A 17,843-nucleotide genomic window follows, 5' to 3' on the forward strand; every position below is an offset into this window, starting at 1 on the left:
GGGCACCAGAACTAATACAGTCGCCGAGGGGTGCTCCACGCCGGAGCATGGGCACCAGAACTGATGCAGTCGCCGAGGGGTGCTCCACGCCGGAGCATAGGGACCAGTACCATATCAACCCTTTTTCCACTCCTGCAGTAAAACTTCAGCCTCGCCACGTTCAGCAAATTTATTCTCTCCAGCTAAAGCCTTTTCAAGCGAAGCAATAGCCTCCTGCTTGTCACCGTTGCCATAAAGAGCCAGGGCCAGGTGGTAGTGAATAATCGGATCATCGGGGCGATGGTCCAGAGCCTGCTTGAACTGGGAGATGGCTAGAGCGTACGACTTGCGTTTATAATGCACCCAGCCAAGGGTGTCAGCAATATGCGGCTGGTCGGGAAGCGCCTGTTTTGCCTGCATTGCCAACCGCAAGGCTTCGCCAAGATCGGAGCCTTCCTCCGAGGCCAGCAGCCAGGCCAGGTTATTCGAGGCAGCTGGGAGATTTGGCTGGATTTGCAGCGCCCGGGCATAATTTGCCTTTGCCTCGTCCCGCCTGTCCTGCACCTCATAGGCGGCAGCCATGCCCATGAGTCCGGCAATGGAATCGGGATTTTTCTGCAGCAATTCTTCGTATTGGGCGATTGTCTCGTCGATCTTCCCCTGGTAGTTTAAAAGACGTGCGCTCAGGACATATCCCTGTGGGTTATCGGGGGCCAGCTCCTGGACCTTCTGGTAGGCCTGGAGGGCCTCGGCAATTTGTTTATTTTTGGTCAAAAGGTCGCCCAGTAAAAGATAATGCCCTGCGGTTTCACTAACAGCGATCTGCTTCTGGACAAAATCGATGCCCTGGGGGATGTCATTGCCGACAGTCAGCGCGGTGAGAAAGGCCAGCGCCTTGGAATTATCCGGAGCCAGCTGCAGCAGTTGAGCAAAGGTTTCCCTGGCCTTTTCTTTGTTATCCTGCCCAAGATAGGCCAGACCGAGGCTGCCCAGGAGATCAACATCGGCGGCAACGGCCTGTTGGTTTAATTTGCCAATAAATTCTATTGCTTTGTCATATTCTTTCGCCTGGATCAACGCTTTGGCCAGGATTTTTACCGCAGCCGCGTTGCGGCCATTGATGCGCAGGGCCAGCGTCGCCTCCCTGCCGGCTGCGGTGCTGTCACCGCGGATCAGGTGGATTTGGGCTGCCAGCGTATGGGAACGGTCGTTTTTCGCATCATTTTGCAGGGCCGTCTCAATGGACTTCTGCGCCAGCTCGGTGTTCCCTAGTCTGAGCTGGGTGAGGGCAGAGTAATAAAAAGGATCCGCCCACTTGGGGTAATCGGTGGTAAGCGGGGTAATGAGCTGAAGCGCTTCTTTATCTTTTCCTTCACGAATAAGAAAACGAGCCTTGAGCAGATTGGCACCGCCGTTGGCGGGATTTGTTGCCAGGATGGCTTCCATCATGGATTGTGCCTGGTCAAATTTTTGTAAATCAAAACGGAGCTCGGCCAGAGCCACCTGCAGTTGCAGCTCTTTCGGGAAATCTTCAACGGACGCTTCCAGAATTTTTTCAGCTTTATCAATAAGCTGATTTTTCTTGTAAAATTCCGCCAGCATCAGCCGGAAAGGAATTGATTTATCTTCGATTTCGATAATTTTCAGCATGGCACTTTCCGCTTTGTCAACCTGCCCTTTTTTCTGATAAAAATCGGCGAGCAGGAGATGCAGTTGCGGGTTTTCCGGAAATTTGGTTACCATCGTATCGAGGAGCTCCTGTATGGCAGTGTCATTTTTGTTCTGTTCATAGAGCATCAACATCGTTCGATAATTGGTAAAATTGTCTGGATTGAGTTCAATTGCTTTTTGGAAAACTTTTTCACCTTCCTCGACTTTGTTCTGGGCGAGGAGAATTCGTCCTTTGATATTGTGCAATTTGTCGTTTTCCGGTGCCTGGACAAGGGCCTTGTCGATTGCTTGTTCCGCCTGCACAAAATTCCCTTCTAGCAACTCCAGATTAGCGAGAAGCGCCAAGGCATCCTGATAATCTGGATCCACGCTCAGAACCTGTTCGACATATTTGCGGCACTCTTCTTTTTGGCGGGAGAGGAGATGAAATTCAGCGACCTTTACTCCGGCATCGAGATTTTGCGGATCGAGAGAGACGGCTCGCTGAAGTTCGCCAAAGGCGGCTTTGGGGTTGCCGTCCTTGAGATAAAGTAAGCCAAGTTGATAGCGCGCATCGGCAAATTTAGCATCGAGCTGAATTGCATTTCTCAGTTCTATAATCGCTGCTTTTTCGTCGTTATTTTTGACGTAGTCGAGGGCCTTCGTGTAGTGTGTTTCTTTTTTCTGGTCGGCATCTGAGCAGGCGGAGACACTAAAAAGTAAGAAAAGACAGCAGAAGAAGAGTGCAAGGCGAGTGATAGTCATGAGTAAAACCTAGGAAATGGTTAACCTGAGAAAGTTGAGTACTGCGTCCTTTAGGCTATGAAAGATTAGACTGATTTCTTTAGTTTATATAAAAAAGAATACTTTTCCTATCGAAAACTGGCAAGGTGGAGACTATTTTTGAATTTATGACTAAAAAGTCATTCGTGCCTGTCCTGGGGAGTGACAAACAAGTACAGATATGATTTACTTGAGCGGCAATAAGTTTTTAGAAATGTATCACCTGGAAGATTTTTTAGTAAAAGAATACTCTTGATAAGGCAGTTACAATTACCTCCGGTAAACGATACCCAGGGGTTATAAGATATAAAAAATTCTTAGCATAATTGGAGGAAAGGGCATGACGAAGAAAGCAATATATCTGTTCTGCATTACGGCCATAATGTTGTTTTGCCAGAGTGCAATGGCGGCACAATCCACAGCCGATGTTCCGGTTCCCAAAGACTTGCGGGCCAGTGCTCGTCAAGAAATATTAAGCCAACCGAAATCTGACGTGAAAGGCGCCGAAGAATATGTGATCGGATATGGCGATGTCCTCGGTGTCCAGGTCTATGGTGAAGGGGATATGTCTGTGGAAACGCCGGATGCGGCCAGAGCTGCGGAAGCTGGCGAAAGTCTTCGTTCTGGTGTTGGCGGAGTAACGGTTCGCAATGACGGAAAAATTTCTCTTAAACACGTTGGCGATGTCGATGCGGTAGGTTTCACACTCACGCAGCTCGCCGACTATTTGAAGGTGATTTTTGGCTCGGTCTATGACGACCCGGTTGTTACTGTTGTCCTGGGGCAAAGCAACAGTCAGCGGTATACCGTGATGGGGAAGGTGATGAAACCGGGCATTTATTATCTTGATTATCCCATCAATCTTGTGCAGGTCGTCGCACGATGCGGCGGTTTTGATAAATGGTCCAATTCCGAAATGACAGTCGTTCGAAAAGACGCCGGTGACAATAACCTGTTCAAAGAGAATACGCTAAAATTTGATTACGATGACTTCCTGGCAGGAAAAAATTTGGAATATAATATTTTTATCAAGTCAGATGACATAGTTATCGTACATTAACCCCGGTGAACGGGAAAGAAGCCTGGATAAGTACCTAATAGATTATTTGCCTGTTTTTTGGCAAAAAATAATCTGTTAGGTACTAACAGGTTGGAGGCAAGGCATTAACATGTCCGGCATAAATAACTTAAAATCGATAAGTGCTCTGGTGCTTTTGTTCCTGCTCATAGCCCCCGCAGCCTCATTTCCCCGCGACAACAGTCTGACAGGTGGCCTGAGTGTCGGCCTTGATTACTTCGATCGGAGTGGCGATGATACGGATGATGATTATGAGCGCATCGTGGTTACGCCTATGATTCTTTTCCGAAGCCTCAGCGAGAGGGATACTTTTGAACTGCAGGCATCTCCGAGCGCCAAATATGATTGGAACGATTCCGAGACTGACTGGGACAGCAATGTACGTGTTGCGGCAGATCGTTTCATGACTGAAAAGTGGCAGTTGGGGATCTCAAATCGTCTGTTGAGAAGCGACTATCAAGACACGGAAGGCGGTATCTTCTACGATCCGACAGTTCCACCCGAGGAGGTTGTGACGCCAACAGATCCGCAGCTTTCCAGCGATCGTGGCAGGCGTCGCTACTGGCGTAACACAACTGACCTTTTCTCGAATCATTTCTACCGTGAAGACAGTTTATTGCGATTGGGCGCAAACTATATTGCTCTGAGGAATGATGATACCGGCTTTGCCGGCGATGAAGACTATGACAGGTATGCAGCCAGCCTGAGAAATGAACACCGCTTCGATGCCATATGGTCGTCTGCCTTGGATCTGCGCTATGTAGTTGGTGATTATGAACCGGCTGATACGGCAGCAGGCGCTCCACCGACCGATGATCTGCTCTCGGATGACCTCAAAGAATACTACCTGTCGCTCGCGCTGACTAATGCATCGATTGCCAACAACCCATTGTCACTCAGTTATGACTATATCGCCACCAGATACGATGAAACCTTACAGGATGACAGCGACATTCATCAGATGCGTTTAACCTGGCGAAGAGACATCTCACCCCGAATGTACACAGTCCTCGGCGCCGGCCCCTCCTACGAAAAGACTGAAGGGCAGGATGCCACCTGGGGCGGCAACGGGATTGCCGAAATGAATTATGCCCTGGAGTACGGCTATATCAATTTTCTGGTTGAAAAAGACTATAGTGTAGATAATTTTTCCGGCTCCGATGAGCGAGGTCTGGTCGACTCCTGGGAAACTCGTCTTTCCGGTGGTTACCAATTGCAGCAGGACCTCACTTTGTCCGGTCGTCTCATTTACCTCTATGAGGATCGAGAAGAGGCTTCGGTAAGGTCTGGTAACCGAGATGCCGTCCTGTTGGAAGAATATCATAAAGACCGTTACATTGCCGGAGCTGGTCTCAGTTACACCTTCTGGGAGTTTTATACAGCAAGTATAGATTATACCTTCATCAAACAGGAATCTGACAGGGTGAACGACGATTACGACGACCATCGCCTCCTGCTCACCCTCTCCTGGAAGAAGGAATTGTTCCATTGGTAGGGATTTTTAAAGAAGTTTGAGGGGAATTGATGGTATCTGAGTCTCGTGAAAATAAAACAATTCTCCTCACTTTTGATGTCGAAGATTGGTTTCAGGTCGAAAATTTTAAGGAACATATATCCTATTCATCCTGGGCTTCGCGAGAGCTGCGTGTTGAAAAAAACACACTCGAGCTGTTACATCTTCTGGCCGATGCTCCAACTCAGGTAAAGGCCACTTTTTTTGTTCTTGGCTGGATAGCTGAGCGATGTCCAGGATTGATACGTGAAATACATCAGAGAGGCCATGAGGTGGCATCTCATGGGGTTAACCACCATCTTTGCTATAATCAGACACCGGAGGAGTTACGGCGAGACCTGGTTAATAGTAAATCGATTCTGGAGGATATTGTTGGAGGAGAGGTCGTTGGTTATCGAGCGCCAAGTTTTTCCATTACAGATGATGTCCTTGATATAGTCCGGGAGGCTGGGTATCGCTATGATTCCAGTTATAATTCCTATGAAGGTCATGGACGTTACGGGGCATTGAATTTACTGAGAAAAGAAAAGCAGGATCTTCCTATCTATTCTCTAGCTTCGTCTTTTTATGAGATACCGGTGAGTAATTTGAGAATTGGCGGTAAGATTATCCCGTGGGGGGGAGGAGGATACTTTAGACTTTTACCCTCCTTCCTGCACAGGGCCGGTGTGAAAAAAATTCTCAAACAAAAGCGCTGCTATACGTTTTACATGCATCCATGGGAAATTGATCCGCATCAACCACGGGTAAATGATGTAAAAGCATCCTTTCGTTATCGACATTATGTGAACCTGAGCGGGACAAAAAATAAGTTAAAAAAGCTGATGGACGGAAATGCCGGACATTCATTTCTAACCTGTAAAGAGTTTATCGAAAAGTGGTCTTCAGAAAATGTCGATTAAGAGAAATCATACTACCAAATATTTTGACATGCAGTGGCCTCTTTTGATCGCCTTGGGGCTCAGCTTTATCCTGGTTTACTTCCCCGTGTGGAAGGGGCTGGTGTTGACCTGGTATCGATCGGATGATTATTCCCATGGCTTTTTTATTATTCCAATCGTAATCTATTCCCTTTGGCAAAAAAGAGAGGAGTTGGTCAGGTTACCGGTGCACTCTTCACGTTTTGGCCTGGTTCTGTTGATTATCTCGTTGATTTTATACATCTTTGCATTTTATGCGGAGATCAAGACAGGTGTATCTCTGGCAATGATTGTCACCATTGTCAGTGTGGTGCTTTTTTTCTTTGGGTTCGCATTATTTCGAGAAATCCTTTTTATTCTGTTATTTTTGTTGTTCATGATCCCTGTGCCGGATCAGATTTATGCGGCAATGACAACACCTTTGCAGCTCGTTGTCTCACAGGTAAGTGTTTGGTTTGTAATGGTTTTAGGGTTGCCGATTTTCAGGGAAGGAAATATTATACATCTACCCGAACACACTCTGGAGATGGTTCAAGCATGCAGTGGTCTAAGGTCATTAATGTCACTGTTGACATTAAGCGTGGTAATTGCATATTTTACCTTACGTTCAAACTGGCTTAGGGTAATTCTTTTGTTCTCGGCGATTCCTGCCGCAATTATTGTCAATATTATTAGAATAATGATAATGATTCTTGCTTTTTATTACTTTGATTTAGACTTAACTCAGGGCACTGTTCATACAGTATTTGGAACAATTGTTTTTATTCTTGCTATCATCTTGGTTATTTTAGTTAGAGGAGCGCTTTCATTTTGGGACAGATCAGTAATAGAAAAATTATAACAGTTGTTGTTATTTTTTTGCTGGCCAGTGTGTTTATTTACGGAAAACCGGAATCGGTACGTTCAATAAAGGAAAGATCCTTAAATGAAGCCTTGATAGATGTGGATGGCTGGAAAGCAGGACCCCACCTCCCTTTTGACCAGAAAGTTGTGGATGGTCTTGCTTTGGACGATTATCTGAACAGGATGTTTTTTAAGGGCGATGAATCGGTTGCTTTATATATCGGCTACTATCTGACATCAAAAAAGGTAGGGGCTGCGCATGACCCTCTAGTGTGCTTTCCTGGACAGGGATGGATTATTTCAGGGAGAGATTCCACTACAATCAAGATTGGCGAGGGCACAGATCCTGCAGTGTCCTGTTCTACCATGAAGGTTGAGCGGGGTGCGGAGGATAGACAAATAATTCTATATTGGTTTCAAGCACATGAGATGACTAATTCCAATACGTTGTCGCAAAAAATGACTGCAATAATGCAAAAATTTACAGGTGCAGGAGAAGATAACGCATTTGTTCGACTAACATGTTCAACTGCTGACAAAACCGAATCTGAATGCATTGAAACAATGCAAGAGTTCACAAAAGCTTTTTATCCAGTTTTTCTCGAGTATATCCGTGAATAGATTGAGGAGTTCAAGTTTTAGCGAAGACATCAATGAGAAGTTCTATTAAAAAGTTAAAAATAATTCATGGACGTTCTCATATATAAGATATTGTTTTTTTTAAGCTTGTTCATGATTTTTTACATATATGCTGGATATCCCGTCTGTGTCTGGCTCTTATCTCGATTGGTGCAGAAGCAAATCGATAAAGCTACCTACGAGCCTTCCGTGTCCATTCTCATTGCAGCTTACAACGAAGAAGCGCATATTCGACAAACTATCACTAACAAATTACAGCAGGATTATCCTGAAGATAAGTTGGAAGTAATCGTTATTTCTGATGAATCGACGGATCATACTGATGAGATAGTAAGAAGTTTTCAAGATAAAAATGTAAAGCTGCTTCGTCAAACAAGAGCAGGCAAAACATCTGCTCTTAATATGGCAGTCCCCCACGCAAAGGGGGAAATTTTGGTATTTTCAGACGCAAATTCACTCTATGCTGTTGATGCCCTGCAGCACCTTGCGGCTAATTTTCATGACCCTGAAGTGGGCTATGTTACCGGCAAGATGATTTACACCAATCCGGACGATACAACTATCGGCGATGGCTGTTCAGCCTATATGAAGTATGAAAATACTTTAAGACACTTAGAAACGCAGATTGGTTCGGTAGTAGGTGTGGACGGTGGTATTGATGCCATGCGAAAAAGTCTTTACAGTGCCTTGAACCCGGATCAATTGCCCGATTTTGTCCAGCCTCTTAAAGTGATAGAGCAGGGGTATAGGGTGGTATATGATCCTGCAGCTCTTTTAAAGGAGTCATCACTTTCAGTATCTGATGATGAGTACCGGATGCGAGTCCGGGTGACCTTAAGAGCATTAAATGCGTTAAAGGATATGCCGCAGCTTCTTTGGGGAAGTTCAGGCTTATTATTTGCATTGCAGATCTGGTCACACAAGGTGTTTCGCTATCTTTGTTTTGTTTTTTTAATGGTGGCCTATGTGGCAAATCTATTAATTTGGGCAGAATCGATTTTCTATACAATAACCTTTACTCTGCAGACAGCATGTTATGTAGCTGCACTTTTTTCCGTGATTCTGGAAAGGATGGGACGTAAAATCTACATTTTGTATTTTTTTCATTATTTTGTGCTTTTGAATGTTGCGGCAGGACATGCATTTCTAAAATTTATAATGGGGGAGAAACAGGTAATGTGGACACCGAGAAAAGGTTAAGGCCAAAACTATGTACACTGAGTACATAACTTTTCCCCTAGGGATAGTATCTTGAAATACGATTATTTTTTACAAAGCCAACAGGAGACCTTCGTGTGAAAGTTGTCATTTTAGCAGGTGGTTACGGAACCCGTATAAGTGAGGAAAGTCAAATCAGACCTAAACCTCTTGTCGAGATTGGAGATATGCCGATAATTTGGCATATTATGAAAATATATTCTTCATATGGTCTCAATGATTTTATTGTTTGCTGTGGCTATAAGGGATTTATGATTAAAGAATTTTTTTCGAATTACTACCTGCAAAAGTCCAATGTTACTTTTGATTTAAAGAACAACCTGATGGAAATGCATAACTGTGATGCTGAGCCTTGGAAAGTGACTTTGGTAGACACCGGGAAAGATGTCATGACAGGTGGTCGACTGAAGCGAATAAAAAGCTATCTTGACGGTGATACATTTTGTTTAACATATGGTGATGGTGTAAGCGATATTAACATTTCTGAGCTGATTTCGTTCCACAAAAGGCAAAAAAATGTACTGGCGACATTAACAGCAGTGCAGCCACCAGGGCGATTTGGAGCACTTGTTTTGCACGAAGAACAAGATATCATTACGCATTTCCAGGAAAAAATTAAGGGAGACGGAGCCTGGATCAATGGCGGGTTTTTTGTATTGGAACCAGAGATCCTGGATTATATAGAGGGCGATGCGACAAGTTTTGAAAAAGAGCCTTTATTCAATCTTGCTCGTGAAAAAAAATTGGCAGCATATCGACACAATGGCTTTTGGCAACCCATGGATACATTAAGAGATAAAATGCATTTGGAAAATCTTTGGGTATCTAATCAAGCGCCATGGAAAGTGTGGGCATGAAAAGAATTATTGGCAAGATATAATCGTAAACAAAGAATTGTTATATCTCAAACAGTCAATTGACGGAAGCCTGATTCGAACTCTCTGTAATTAAGACTAAAATTTTTATAAATATCTTTCCTGCCAGACTCCCAGTAGTCAATAGATTCTTTTTAGAATTGCTGGTTTACTTGCTGAGAATTCTTCCACTTTAATAATTTTGCTACTGACGAAAAATACCAGGTAAGATCCTGGTTTTTTGCAAGAAAACAAGACCATATTTCTAATCTGCCGTTATGTAAGGATTGTATAGATGAAAAATGCAAATGACGTTATTGAGTCGGATCTTGAGTATATTATAACTCAATTACACGAAGAACTCCCATTGATGTCGGGCAAACGATTACTCATAACAGGGGGCGCCGGTTTTCTTGGATATTATCTTACCCAGTCTATTTTACGGTGGAATATAAAAAATCCTGAAAAACCTGCTATTTCAGTAGTTGTTTATGATAATTTTATGCGAGGCGTGCCAAATTGGCTTGATACTTTGCAAGCCAAGAGTTTGCTCACGGCAAAAAAATATGATGTAATTGATCCTCTTCCTGACGATATGGGGGATTTTCAGTTTATCATTCATGCCGCGACCATTGCGTCGCCCATCTATTATCGTCGTCACCCTATAGAAACGATGGATGCAAATATTTATGGACTGCGCCATCTGCTCGACTACTGCATAGCCCAGAAAGAGCGGAAAAAACCTGTTGAAGCATTTCTCTTCTATTCAACCAGTGAGATTTATGGCGACCCTACTCCAGATAATATCCCAACGCCTGAGACCTACAGGGGTAATGTTTCTTGCACAGGGCCAAGAGCTTGTTATGATGAATCAAAAAGGTATGGGGAGACAATGGCGGTTAATTTTGCCAGACAATATCACCTTCCAATCCGCCTTGTCCGACCTTTTAATAATTATGGACCAGGCTTAAAGATCACCGATAAAAGAGCCTTACCGGATTTTGCGAGAAATGTCCTTTCCGGGGAGGATATTGTTCTGCTTTCCGACGGATCTCCTACCAGAACGTTTTGTTATGTAGCGGACGCTATAGTCGGATATTTTAAGGTACTTTTGCTCGGGCAAGACGGGGAATCCTACAACATCGGGGTTGATAAACCGGAAATATCAATTCGCCAACTTGCGGAAAATGTGATCAAAACAGCTCAGGAACTTTTTGATTATCAAGGGAAACTCGTTTTTAAACGCAGTGAGGATAAAGAATACCTCACCGATAATCCGAATAGGCGATGTCCAGTTATAGACAAGGCCCGCGAACACTTAGGGTATAATCCTTCAATTAAACTGGAAGACGGGCTGAAACGAAGTCTGTTATGGTATTTCGACAACCAAGAGGTAGAGGAAGAAAAATGAGAATTTCCGTTGTTGGGACAGGTTATGTCGGCCTTGTTTCAGGTGTTTGCTTAGCGGAAAAAGGGCATACCGTTATCTGCGTTGATAATTCCCTGGAAAAGGTTGAAAAAATCAATCTTGGAGTGAGCCCAATTTACGAAGAAGGTCTTGATACCCTCTTAAAGAAAAATATTGGCACAGGATTGACAGCGACAACTGATTTAGAGGGAGCCATTGCTTCGACGGACCTTACATTGATAGCCGTCGGTACACCATTTGACGGAGATGAAATTGATCTTCAATATATTAGACAGGTAGCTGAAGAAATCGGCAGAGCACTGAAAAACAAGTCCGGATATCATGTCGTCGTGGTCAAGAGCACAGTAGTGCCAGGGACCACGGACGATGTTGTCTTACCAATTCTTGAGAAATTTTCCGGTCTGAAGGCCGGTAGAGATTTTGGTGTTGGCATGAACCCGGAGTTTTTGCGTGAAGGGAGTGCGATCAAAGATTTCATGAATCCGGATCGTATCGTCCTGGGTGGCATTGACGAGAGAAGTCGAAAGACACTTTGTCGGGTATATGATCTCTTTCCCAATATTGACACCTTAATGGTGAATAATAAAACTGCGGAAATGATCAAATACACATCGAACGCCTTACTTGCCACGCTTATCTCGTTTTCCAACGAAATTGGCAACCTGTGTGCACGTCTCGGTGATATAGACGCTCTTGATGTCATGCGTGGCGTTCATCTGGACAAAAGGGTTTCTCCTTTTCTAGAAGATGGTCAACGAATAACACCGGGTATTACCACCTATCTTGAAGCCGGGTGCGGTTTTGGCGGCAGCTGTTTTCCAAAAGATGTCAAAGCGCTTATCGCCCATGGGGAAAAAACAGGGCAGTGTATGGATTTATTGAAAACTGTTATAACGGTAAATAAAAAACAGCCAGATCGGATTTTACAGTATTTGAATAAGCATTTCCCGGATCTTCAGGATGTGCGTGTTGCCGTCCTGGGCCTTGCTTTTAAACCAGGTACGGATGATATGCGCGAATCACCGGCAATACCCATTGTTCAGAGCCTGATCGCAGCCGGAGCGGATGTCACCGCTTATGATCCTGTTGCGCAGGAAGAGGCAAAGAAAATTTTTGGCAATAGCTCAATAAATTATCACGAATCTATTGAAGATACTGTGAAAAACACCCAGGCAATTTTATTGTTGACCCGGTGGGATGAGTTCAAAAAGCTTCCTGAAGTATTGGAAAAATTACAATTAGCCCCAGTAATAGTCGATGGCCGGCGGATGCTGCCGAGAAACTGTGTAGCGTGTTACGAAGGAATAGGACTCTAGTTTGACTTATGAATATTACAAAAACAGCTGTTGACGGCGCCTTGCTGCTTGAATTTCAGGCTTATGAGGATGAAAGAGGTTTTTTTACCAGGACGTTTTGTGCCAGAGAATTTGCCAAAGCAGGTTTACCAGTGAACATGGTGCAGGCTAACCACGCAGGGAGTGTTGCTCGAGGGACACTTCGAGGTTTGCACTATCAGATGGCACCCTATGAAGAGGCAAAGTTGTTGCGCTGCATAAAAGGTGCCGTATATGACGTAGTGGTAGATATCCGTCCTGCATCAAAAACCTATGGTCTTTGGTTCGGAGCCGAACTGACCGCATCAAACCGCCGTATGATGTTCGTTCCCTGCGGATGTGCACATGGTTACCTGACATTGGCAAATGACAGTGAAGTCTATTATCTCGTTTCTGAATTTTATGAGTCTTCCGCGGAAAAAGGGGTTCGCTGGAATGATCCGGCTTTTAATATAACATGGCCGATTACCGAGGATTTGATCATATCGGAAAAGGATAAGGTTTGGCCTGATTTCAAGCTTTAATCTGAAAACCGTTTCTAACATATCTGCATTTATTGCGAACAATATCGGAGAAAAAACATGATCATCGTAGACTCCGCTTTAAAGAAAAGAGAACAGGAAGGCAATCCAATCAAAGTAGGTGTGATTGGTGCCGGTTACATGGGAAGAGGTCTGGTTTTACAGATTATCACGGCTATCCCGGGAATGGACGTCGCCGCTGTATCAAACCGGACGATAGCTAAAGCTGCCCAAGCATACCAACAGGCTGAGGTAGAGGATATTCTTTCGGTGTCCACCTTGAGGCAGTTAGAAGATGCCATCCGCAATGGCAAGCCGGCTATCACCGATGATCCGATGCTACTCTGCGAGGCGGAAGGAATTGATGCGATTGTTGAAGCGACAGGGGAGGTTGAATTTGGGGCAAATGTTGTTCTCAAAGCAATAACCCACGGAAAACATGTTATTCTGATGAACGCTGAACTCGATGCCGTTGTTGGCCCCATTCTCAAGCAGTATGCCGATAAGGCGGGGGTTGTCATAACAAATGTTGACGGTGATCAGCCGGGAGTTATCATGAACTTGCTCCGATGGGTTGATACAATTGGTTATCGTCCTGTTCTCGCCGGCAACATCAAAGGATTGCAGGATCATTACCGTACTCCGGAAACACAAAGAGGTTTTGCTGAAAATGTCAAACAGGATGTTAAGATGATTACATCCTTTGCTGATGGAACAAAGATTTCCATGGAAATGGCTGTTGTGGCAAATGCAACCGGTTTCCGTACTGCTGTTCGGGGGATGTACGGTTTTGAATGCAAGCATGTCAAAGAGGCTGTCAACCTGTTTCCCGTAGATCAAATGATGAACGGCGGCATTGTCGATTTTATTCTCGGTGCTGAGCCTGGCCCAGGGGTGTTTGTACTGGGCTATAATGATCATCCTATTAAAATGCAGTATGCTCAATATTTGAAGATGGGGGACGGTCCTTTTTATGTTTTTTATACACCCTATCACTTGCCACACCTGGAATCGCCGATTACAGTAGCACGAGCCGTCTTGTTCCATGATGCGGCTACGGTTCCTTTGGGAAAACCTGTTGTTGATGTTATTACAGCGGCAAAAAGAAATCTCAAGGCAGGTGAGATCCTAGATGGTATTGGTGGGTTTCATTGTTACGGCCTGACGGAAAATTATGAAGAGAGTTTTAAGAATGCTTTTCTTCCCATGAGCCTTGCCCAGGGATGTCGGTTAAAGCGCGATATAGCAAAAGATAGTATTATAAACTACAGTGATGTCGAGGTACCTGGCGGACGTCTTGTTGACCAATTACGACGTGAACAAAACCTGTTGTTTTACTCTTCTTGAACGTTCTTGTCCAAAACAGCATTATAAAGGGATGACCTTCTTGGCAAATTGTGGTGTATGATTTTTACATCGATAAAAATCATACACAAAAAAATCCAACACGAAAACCAAGGAGGGCAGACTCATGATAAAAAGTTCCAGCTTATTTAGTCAGCTTCTTCATCATTTTTCCATAAATGAATTTGCTCACCTGGTGACTAAACATCAGGTGGAGCGCCGCTAGTAAGGTTTTTTCTGCTGGACCCAGCTGGTCTTAATACCTTTTTGCCATATAGCTCATGCCGATTTCCTGCGAGAAATTATTGGCGGTCTTGCCTGGTGTATCGGCAAACTCAAACAACTCATTTGGACGACCATGATCGCTTTGCTCCTGTTGAAGTTGCATAATCCATTTGCTCATCCACCTGCCTGGCATTATACTGTGAAGTTTTGGCTGCCTGGTTTTGGACAGCAGTGACTCTTAAGGAAAATAATGTTAATTTTATTCAATGGGAATAGTGAGTTATGGGTATCAAGTGTCAAGATAGTTCGATTGTGAGGAAGCAAAATGACGAGAATGAATGAAAAAAGTAGATTGATTTTTGTTGGTGGACCACCACGATCAGGAACTACTTTGGTGCAAAATATCCTTGATTCTCATCCTGAAATTCTTGGTGGACCTGAGTTCCTGCACCTCCCTGGGATGGTGAAATTAAGGAAAGAGATCCATAAATCAATAATGCAAAACCATATCGATATAATATGTACCAGGAGTGAAGTCGATAGTTGGATAACATCTTTTGTTACAAATATATTTCTTCGTTTGGCAGACCAAAATGAATGTAAGCTCTATAGTGAAAAAACGCCTCATAATGTTTTAGTTTTGTCAGAACTGATGGAACTTTTCCCTGAAGCTTATTTTATTCAGGTGGTTAGAGATCCTCGCGCTATTGTCTCGTCACTACAGCAAGTGGGTAAACGTGCCAAAGAGAAAAAAGTTCATCAGCCCAATTTTACACTAAATGTTTCGTCGAGTATTTCTTTTGTAAAGCAATGTTTCGATGCAGGGTTCTCTGTTGCCAGAAAAGGAGATTCTAAGATATTGACTATTGTCTATGAAAACTTAATAAAAAATCCAGAGCAGGAAACAAAAAAAATCTGCAAATATTTAGGCTTGGAATGGAATGAATCGATGCTTTTTCCAGGAGAGAAGAAACACTTAGGTGAAAAGGCCATAACCTCTAACTCTGGTGAGATTTGGTATAATGATCAGATGTACAATAGAAATATCGATGAGGGAGAAGTGCAAAAATGGAAAAAAAATCTAACACTCAGCCAGCAAATCATGGTGACATTAGCATTTGAGGATTACCAGGAACTCATTACATGTGGATATGATTTCACAATGAACAGTATGGCACAGTCGAAGCCTATTCGGTTAAAATTGATTTATTTCTTCATTCGTTTCGGAAAAATTCTATACAGAAAAACATCGCGAGTGGTACGCAGTTTTCCAGGAATTAGTATTGTTAGAAAAATATTGGCTAGTGCCTATCGCTTCCTACAATGAGGAACGATAAGCACAAACACAATATTTGAGATCCGGATTGGTGCAATGATTTGTTTTCTTAGGAAAATTTTCTCTTATTTTGTAAATCGGCTGGATTTGGGATAGTCCTTTGGTCCTGGCTTTATTCATATTAATGATCCTGCATGAGCGACTCTCCTTTTTTCAAAGGGGTGATAGGTGTTTTAAAACATGGTGAAAGATGGCATAATTCCAGAATTGCGGAGTATAATTTCGGTTTTGTGGAAAATAGGACAAGGTGTGACTGCCTTTTCAAGTACGAGTTGAGCACGAGTTCTTTGTGCTTTCTTGCCTGACTTTCTCAACTTGTAGCCAGTTTTACTCATTTCAGCCCAGAATCAGATCTATCTAATTAAAATTTCCTTGCCGAATTACCAAAACCGCTTGTGGTACCATCTTTTTGATTTGTCGGAAAAATCCGGCAAATAGGACTACGCTTCTGCAATTGATAAAAATTAAAAGATGGCAAGAAGCATCGTTACTGCTGTAACCTTATGGTATTCCAACTTGCCGCAACTTCGCCAAAGTACAGGTTAGAAAATATTTTGTTATGAACTATGGCAAGATAATTGCTAGCAAAAAGTGAAAAAATGGGCGCCACGCATATAACCTCGACAAAATTTCAGATACATACGGCAAATAATCACCTGGCTTTAAGTCATTGATATTAAATGGATTGTTGTGGGTCGATACTCGTCTGCTTTTTATTTCTTCTCAGGAAAAGTGCTCTTAAAACTGGCCTTTTAGATGACATGGTCAGAAGGGCAAATTCTCTGTATCACTGTTAAACCAATGTTCTTAATTCGCACTGGTGAGAAAAAATTAAAAGGGTATTATATCAGTCGGTTATATTGAGTCTTGTTTTGGAATCATTTTTTCAGGTAATCATTTGGCGGATGAACCATTTTGGATTGATGTTGTAGCAATGATTCACCAGAATGAGAATCGATTAAATAAGACTCAATGTTATATACAATTAAAATATTATGAAAATCAAATGGTTTTGTTTGAAATCATGGCTCATTATAAGTGTATGTTTATTAGCAAATCTCCTTTGCTCTACCTCATATGGTGGTGTCCCGATCAAAATCATGCCACTTGGGGATTCCATTACACGAGGTTATGGCAGCGATTTTATGGTTGGTTATCGGCAGGATTTATTCCGGTCTTTGGTTGAAACGGGATACAAAATCGATTTCGTTGGGAATGAAGCAGAGGGGGAGCTCTCTCCACAGTTTTTTGATTATGATCATGAAGGCCATGGAGGCTGGACACCATCTCAAGTTGCATTGAATGTTTTCGGTTGGTTACTTGTAACGCAACCCGATGTTATCCTTCTGCATATCGGGACAAATGATATTAAGGATATTTCAGGTGTTGAGAAAATTCTTGATGAGATAGATCGTTATAGTTCAAGCATCGTAGTTGTTTTAGCAAAAATTATAAACAGACAGCCATACCATTTGGAAACTAGCCTTTTTAACAATAAACTTGAGGCAATGGCTAGTAACAGACAATTGGCTGGAGATTTAATCTATATAGTCGACATGGAAAATGCTCTTAATTACAGCACCGATATGTCAGATCTATTGCACCCTAACAATGACGGTTATACTAAGATGTCACGTGTGTGGCATACCGAACTGGTAAACGGGGTGCTTCCTCTCCCTCAAGGCGAACAACCTGAATTGCTAAACGTTGTGGACGAACGTTTGTTCATTGGTGAAACTTATAACTTAGACATCGATGCTTTCGGATACCCGGTTCCCAGCTATATCCTCAATAGTGGTCCTGCGGGCATGACCATCGACCGGGTGAGCGGACTACTGCAATGGGTCCCTGATGCACCCGGCAGTTTTGCGGTGACGGTGAGTGCCCAGAACTCTGAGGGTGTCGACAGCCAGACATTTACCATCAATGTTGAAGATGCGCCTGTTATTCCGGCGGGACTTGTTTCCTATTGGATGCTGGATGAATCATCCGGACCGGTGTACTTTGATGCGACAGGTTTGAATGATGGTCAATGCAGCGGCACCTGTCCAGGGCCGATAAGCGGGCTGGTTAACGGAGGTCAGATTTTCAATGGCTCTAGTGGCGTTGATGTTCAACCGGACGGTTCGTTTGATTGGGTCAATGGAGAAAGTTTTTCCGTTGAGTTCTGGCTGCGC

At 43.4% G+C, this 17,843-nt stretch carries 15 protein-coding genes; 13 read left to right on the plus strand and 2 right to left on the minus strand.

Annotation, left to right across the window (positions count from 1 at the left end):
- Positions 1-114: 114 nt before the first annotated feature.
- Positions 115-2,394: a tetratricopeptide repeat protein gene (locus ACYQ8U_RS21355; protein WP_459947596.1), complete on the minus strand. Its 2,280-nt coding sequence runs from the start codon at positions 2,392-2,394 to the stop codon at positions 115-117.
- A gap of 358 nt (positions 2,395-2,752) precedes the next feature.
- Between ACYQ8U_RS21355 and ACYQ8U_RS21360 the strand changes: the two genes are divergently transcribed.
- The 11 genes from ACYQ8U_RS21360 to ACYQ8U_RS21410 all read left to right on the plus strand — a co-directional run bounded on the left by ACYQ8U_RS21360 (position 2,753) and on the right by ACYQ8U_RS21410 (position 14,108).
- On the plus strand, positions 2,753-3,472 hold the full coding sequence (locus tag ACYQ8U_RS21360) for a polysaccharide biosynthesis/export family protein (RefSeq protein WP_459947597.1): 720 nt from the start codon (positions 2,753-2,755) through the stop codon (positions 3,470-3,472).
- Positions 3,473-3,581: 109 nt separating this feature from the next.
- Complete coding sequence (locus ACYQ8U_RS21365) at positions 3,582-4,985, plus strand: hypothetical protein (RefSeq protein WP_459947598.1); 1,404 nt, start codon at positions 3,582-3,584, stop codon at positions 4,983-4,985.
- A 29-nt stretch (positions 4,986-5,014) separates the two neighbouring features.
- Positions 5,015-5,905, plus strand: a complete 891-nt coding sequence (locus ACYQ8U_RS21370; RefSeq protein WP_459947599.1) for an XrtA system polysaccharide deacetylase — start codon at positions 5,015-5,017, stop codon at positions 5,903-5,905.
- Entirely contained in the window at positions 5,895-6,764 is an 870-nt protein-coding gene (locus ACYQ8U_RS21375) for an exosortase/archaeosortase family protein (RefSeq protein ID WP_459947600.1), read from the plus strand. Before ACYQ8U_RS21370 ends, ACYQ8U_RS21375 begins: the two co-directional genes overlap by 11 nt.
- Complete coding sequence (locus ACYQ8U_RS21380) at positions 6,734-7,387, plus strand: exosortase C-terminal domain/associated protein EpsI (RefSeq protein ID WP_459947601.1); 654 nt, start codon at positions 6,734-6,736, stop codon at positions 7,385-7,387. Before ACYQ8U_RS21375 ends, ACYQ8U_RS21380 begins: the two co-directional genes overlap by 31 nt.
- Before the next feature lie 111 nt (positions 7,388-7,498).
- Positions 7,499-8,605 (plus strand): glycosyltransferase family 2 protein, encoded by a 1,107-nt coding sequence (locus ACYQ8U_RS21385; protein WP_488193405.1) that lies wholly within the window; start codon positions 7,499-7,501, stop codon positions 8,603-8,605.
- A 95-nt stretch (positions 8,606-8,700) separates the two neighbouring features.
- Positions 8,701-9,480: a glucose-1-phosphate cytidylyltransferase gene (rfbF, locus tag ACYQ8U_RS21390; RefSeq protein WP_459947603.1), complete on the plus strand. Its 780-nt coding sequence runs from the start codon at positions 8,701-8,703 to the stop codon at positions 9,478-9,480.
- A 292-nt stretch (positions 9,481-9,772) separates the two neighbouring features.
- Positions 9,773-10,888: an NAD-dependent epimerase/dehydratase family protein gene (locus ACYQ8U_RS21395; RefSeq protein WP_459947604.1), complete on the plus strand. Its 1,116-nt coding sequence runs from the start codon at positions 9,773-9,775 to the stop codon at positions 10,886-10,888.
- Positions 10,885-12,222 carry a UDP-glucose dehydrogenase family protein gene (locus ACYQ8U_RS21400; RefSeq protein ID WP_459947605.1) on the plus strand — a complete coding sequence of 446 codons (1,338 nt, stop codon included), beginning with the start codon at positions 10,885-10,887 and terminating at the stop codon, positions 12,220-12,222. The genes ACYQ8U_RS21395 and ACYQ8U_RS21400 overlap by 4 nt, the downstream gene beginning before the upstream one ends.
- Positions 12,223-12,230: 8 nt before the next feature.
- Complete coding sequence (gene rfbC / locus ACYQ8U_RS21405; RefSeq protein ID WP_459947606.1) at positions 12,231-12,764, plus strand: dTDP-4-dehydrorhamnose 3,5-epimerase; 534 nt, start codon at positions 12,231-12,233, stop codon at positions 12,762-12,764.
- Positions 12,765-12,821: 57 nt separating this feature from the next.
- Positions 12,822-14,108: an NAD(P)H-dependent oxidoreductase gene (locus ACYQ8U_RS21410; RefSeq protein WP_459947607.1), complete on the plus strand. Its 1,287-nt coding sequence runs from the start codon at positions 12,822-12,824 to the stop codon at positions 14,106-14,108.
- A gap of 253 nt (positions 14,109-14,361) precedes the next feature.
- On the opposite strand, the gene ACYQ8U_RS21415 is transcribed toward ACYQ8U_RS21410, so the two are convergent.
- Positions 14,362-14,508: a hypothetical protein gene (locus ACYQ8U_RS21415; RefSeq protein WP_459947608.1), complete on the minus strand. Its 147-nt coding sequence runs from the start codon at positions 14,506-14,508 to the stop codon at positions 14,362-14,364.
- 156 nt (positions 14,509-14,664) lie between these two features.
- On the opposite strand from ACYQ8U_RS21415, the gene ACYQ8U_RS21420 reads away from it, so the two are divergent.
- Positions 14,665-15,657 (plus strand): sulfotransferase family protein, encoded by a 993-nt coding sequence (locus ACYQ8U_RS21420; protein WP_459947609.1) that lies wholly within the window; start codon positions 14,665-14,667, stop codon positions 15,655-15,657.
- A gap of 1,004 nt (positions 15,658-16,661) precedes the next feature.
- Positions 16,662-17,843, plus strand: a 1,182-nt coding sequence (locus ACYQ8U_RS21425) for a GDSL-type esterase/lipase family protein (RefSeq protein WP_459947610.1), incomplete at its 3' end; no start/stop codon positions are given.

Source organism: Desulfocastanea catecholica (assembly GCF_054657295.1).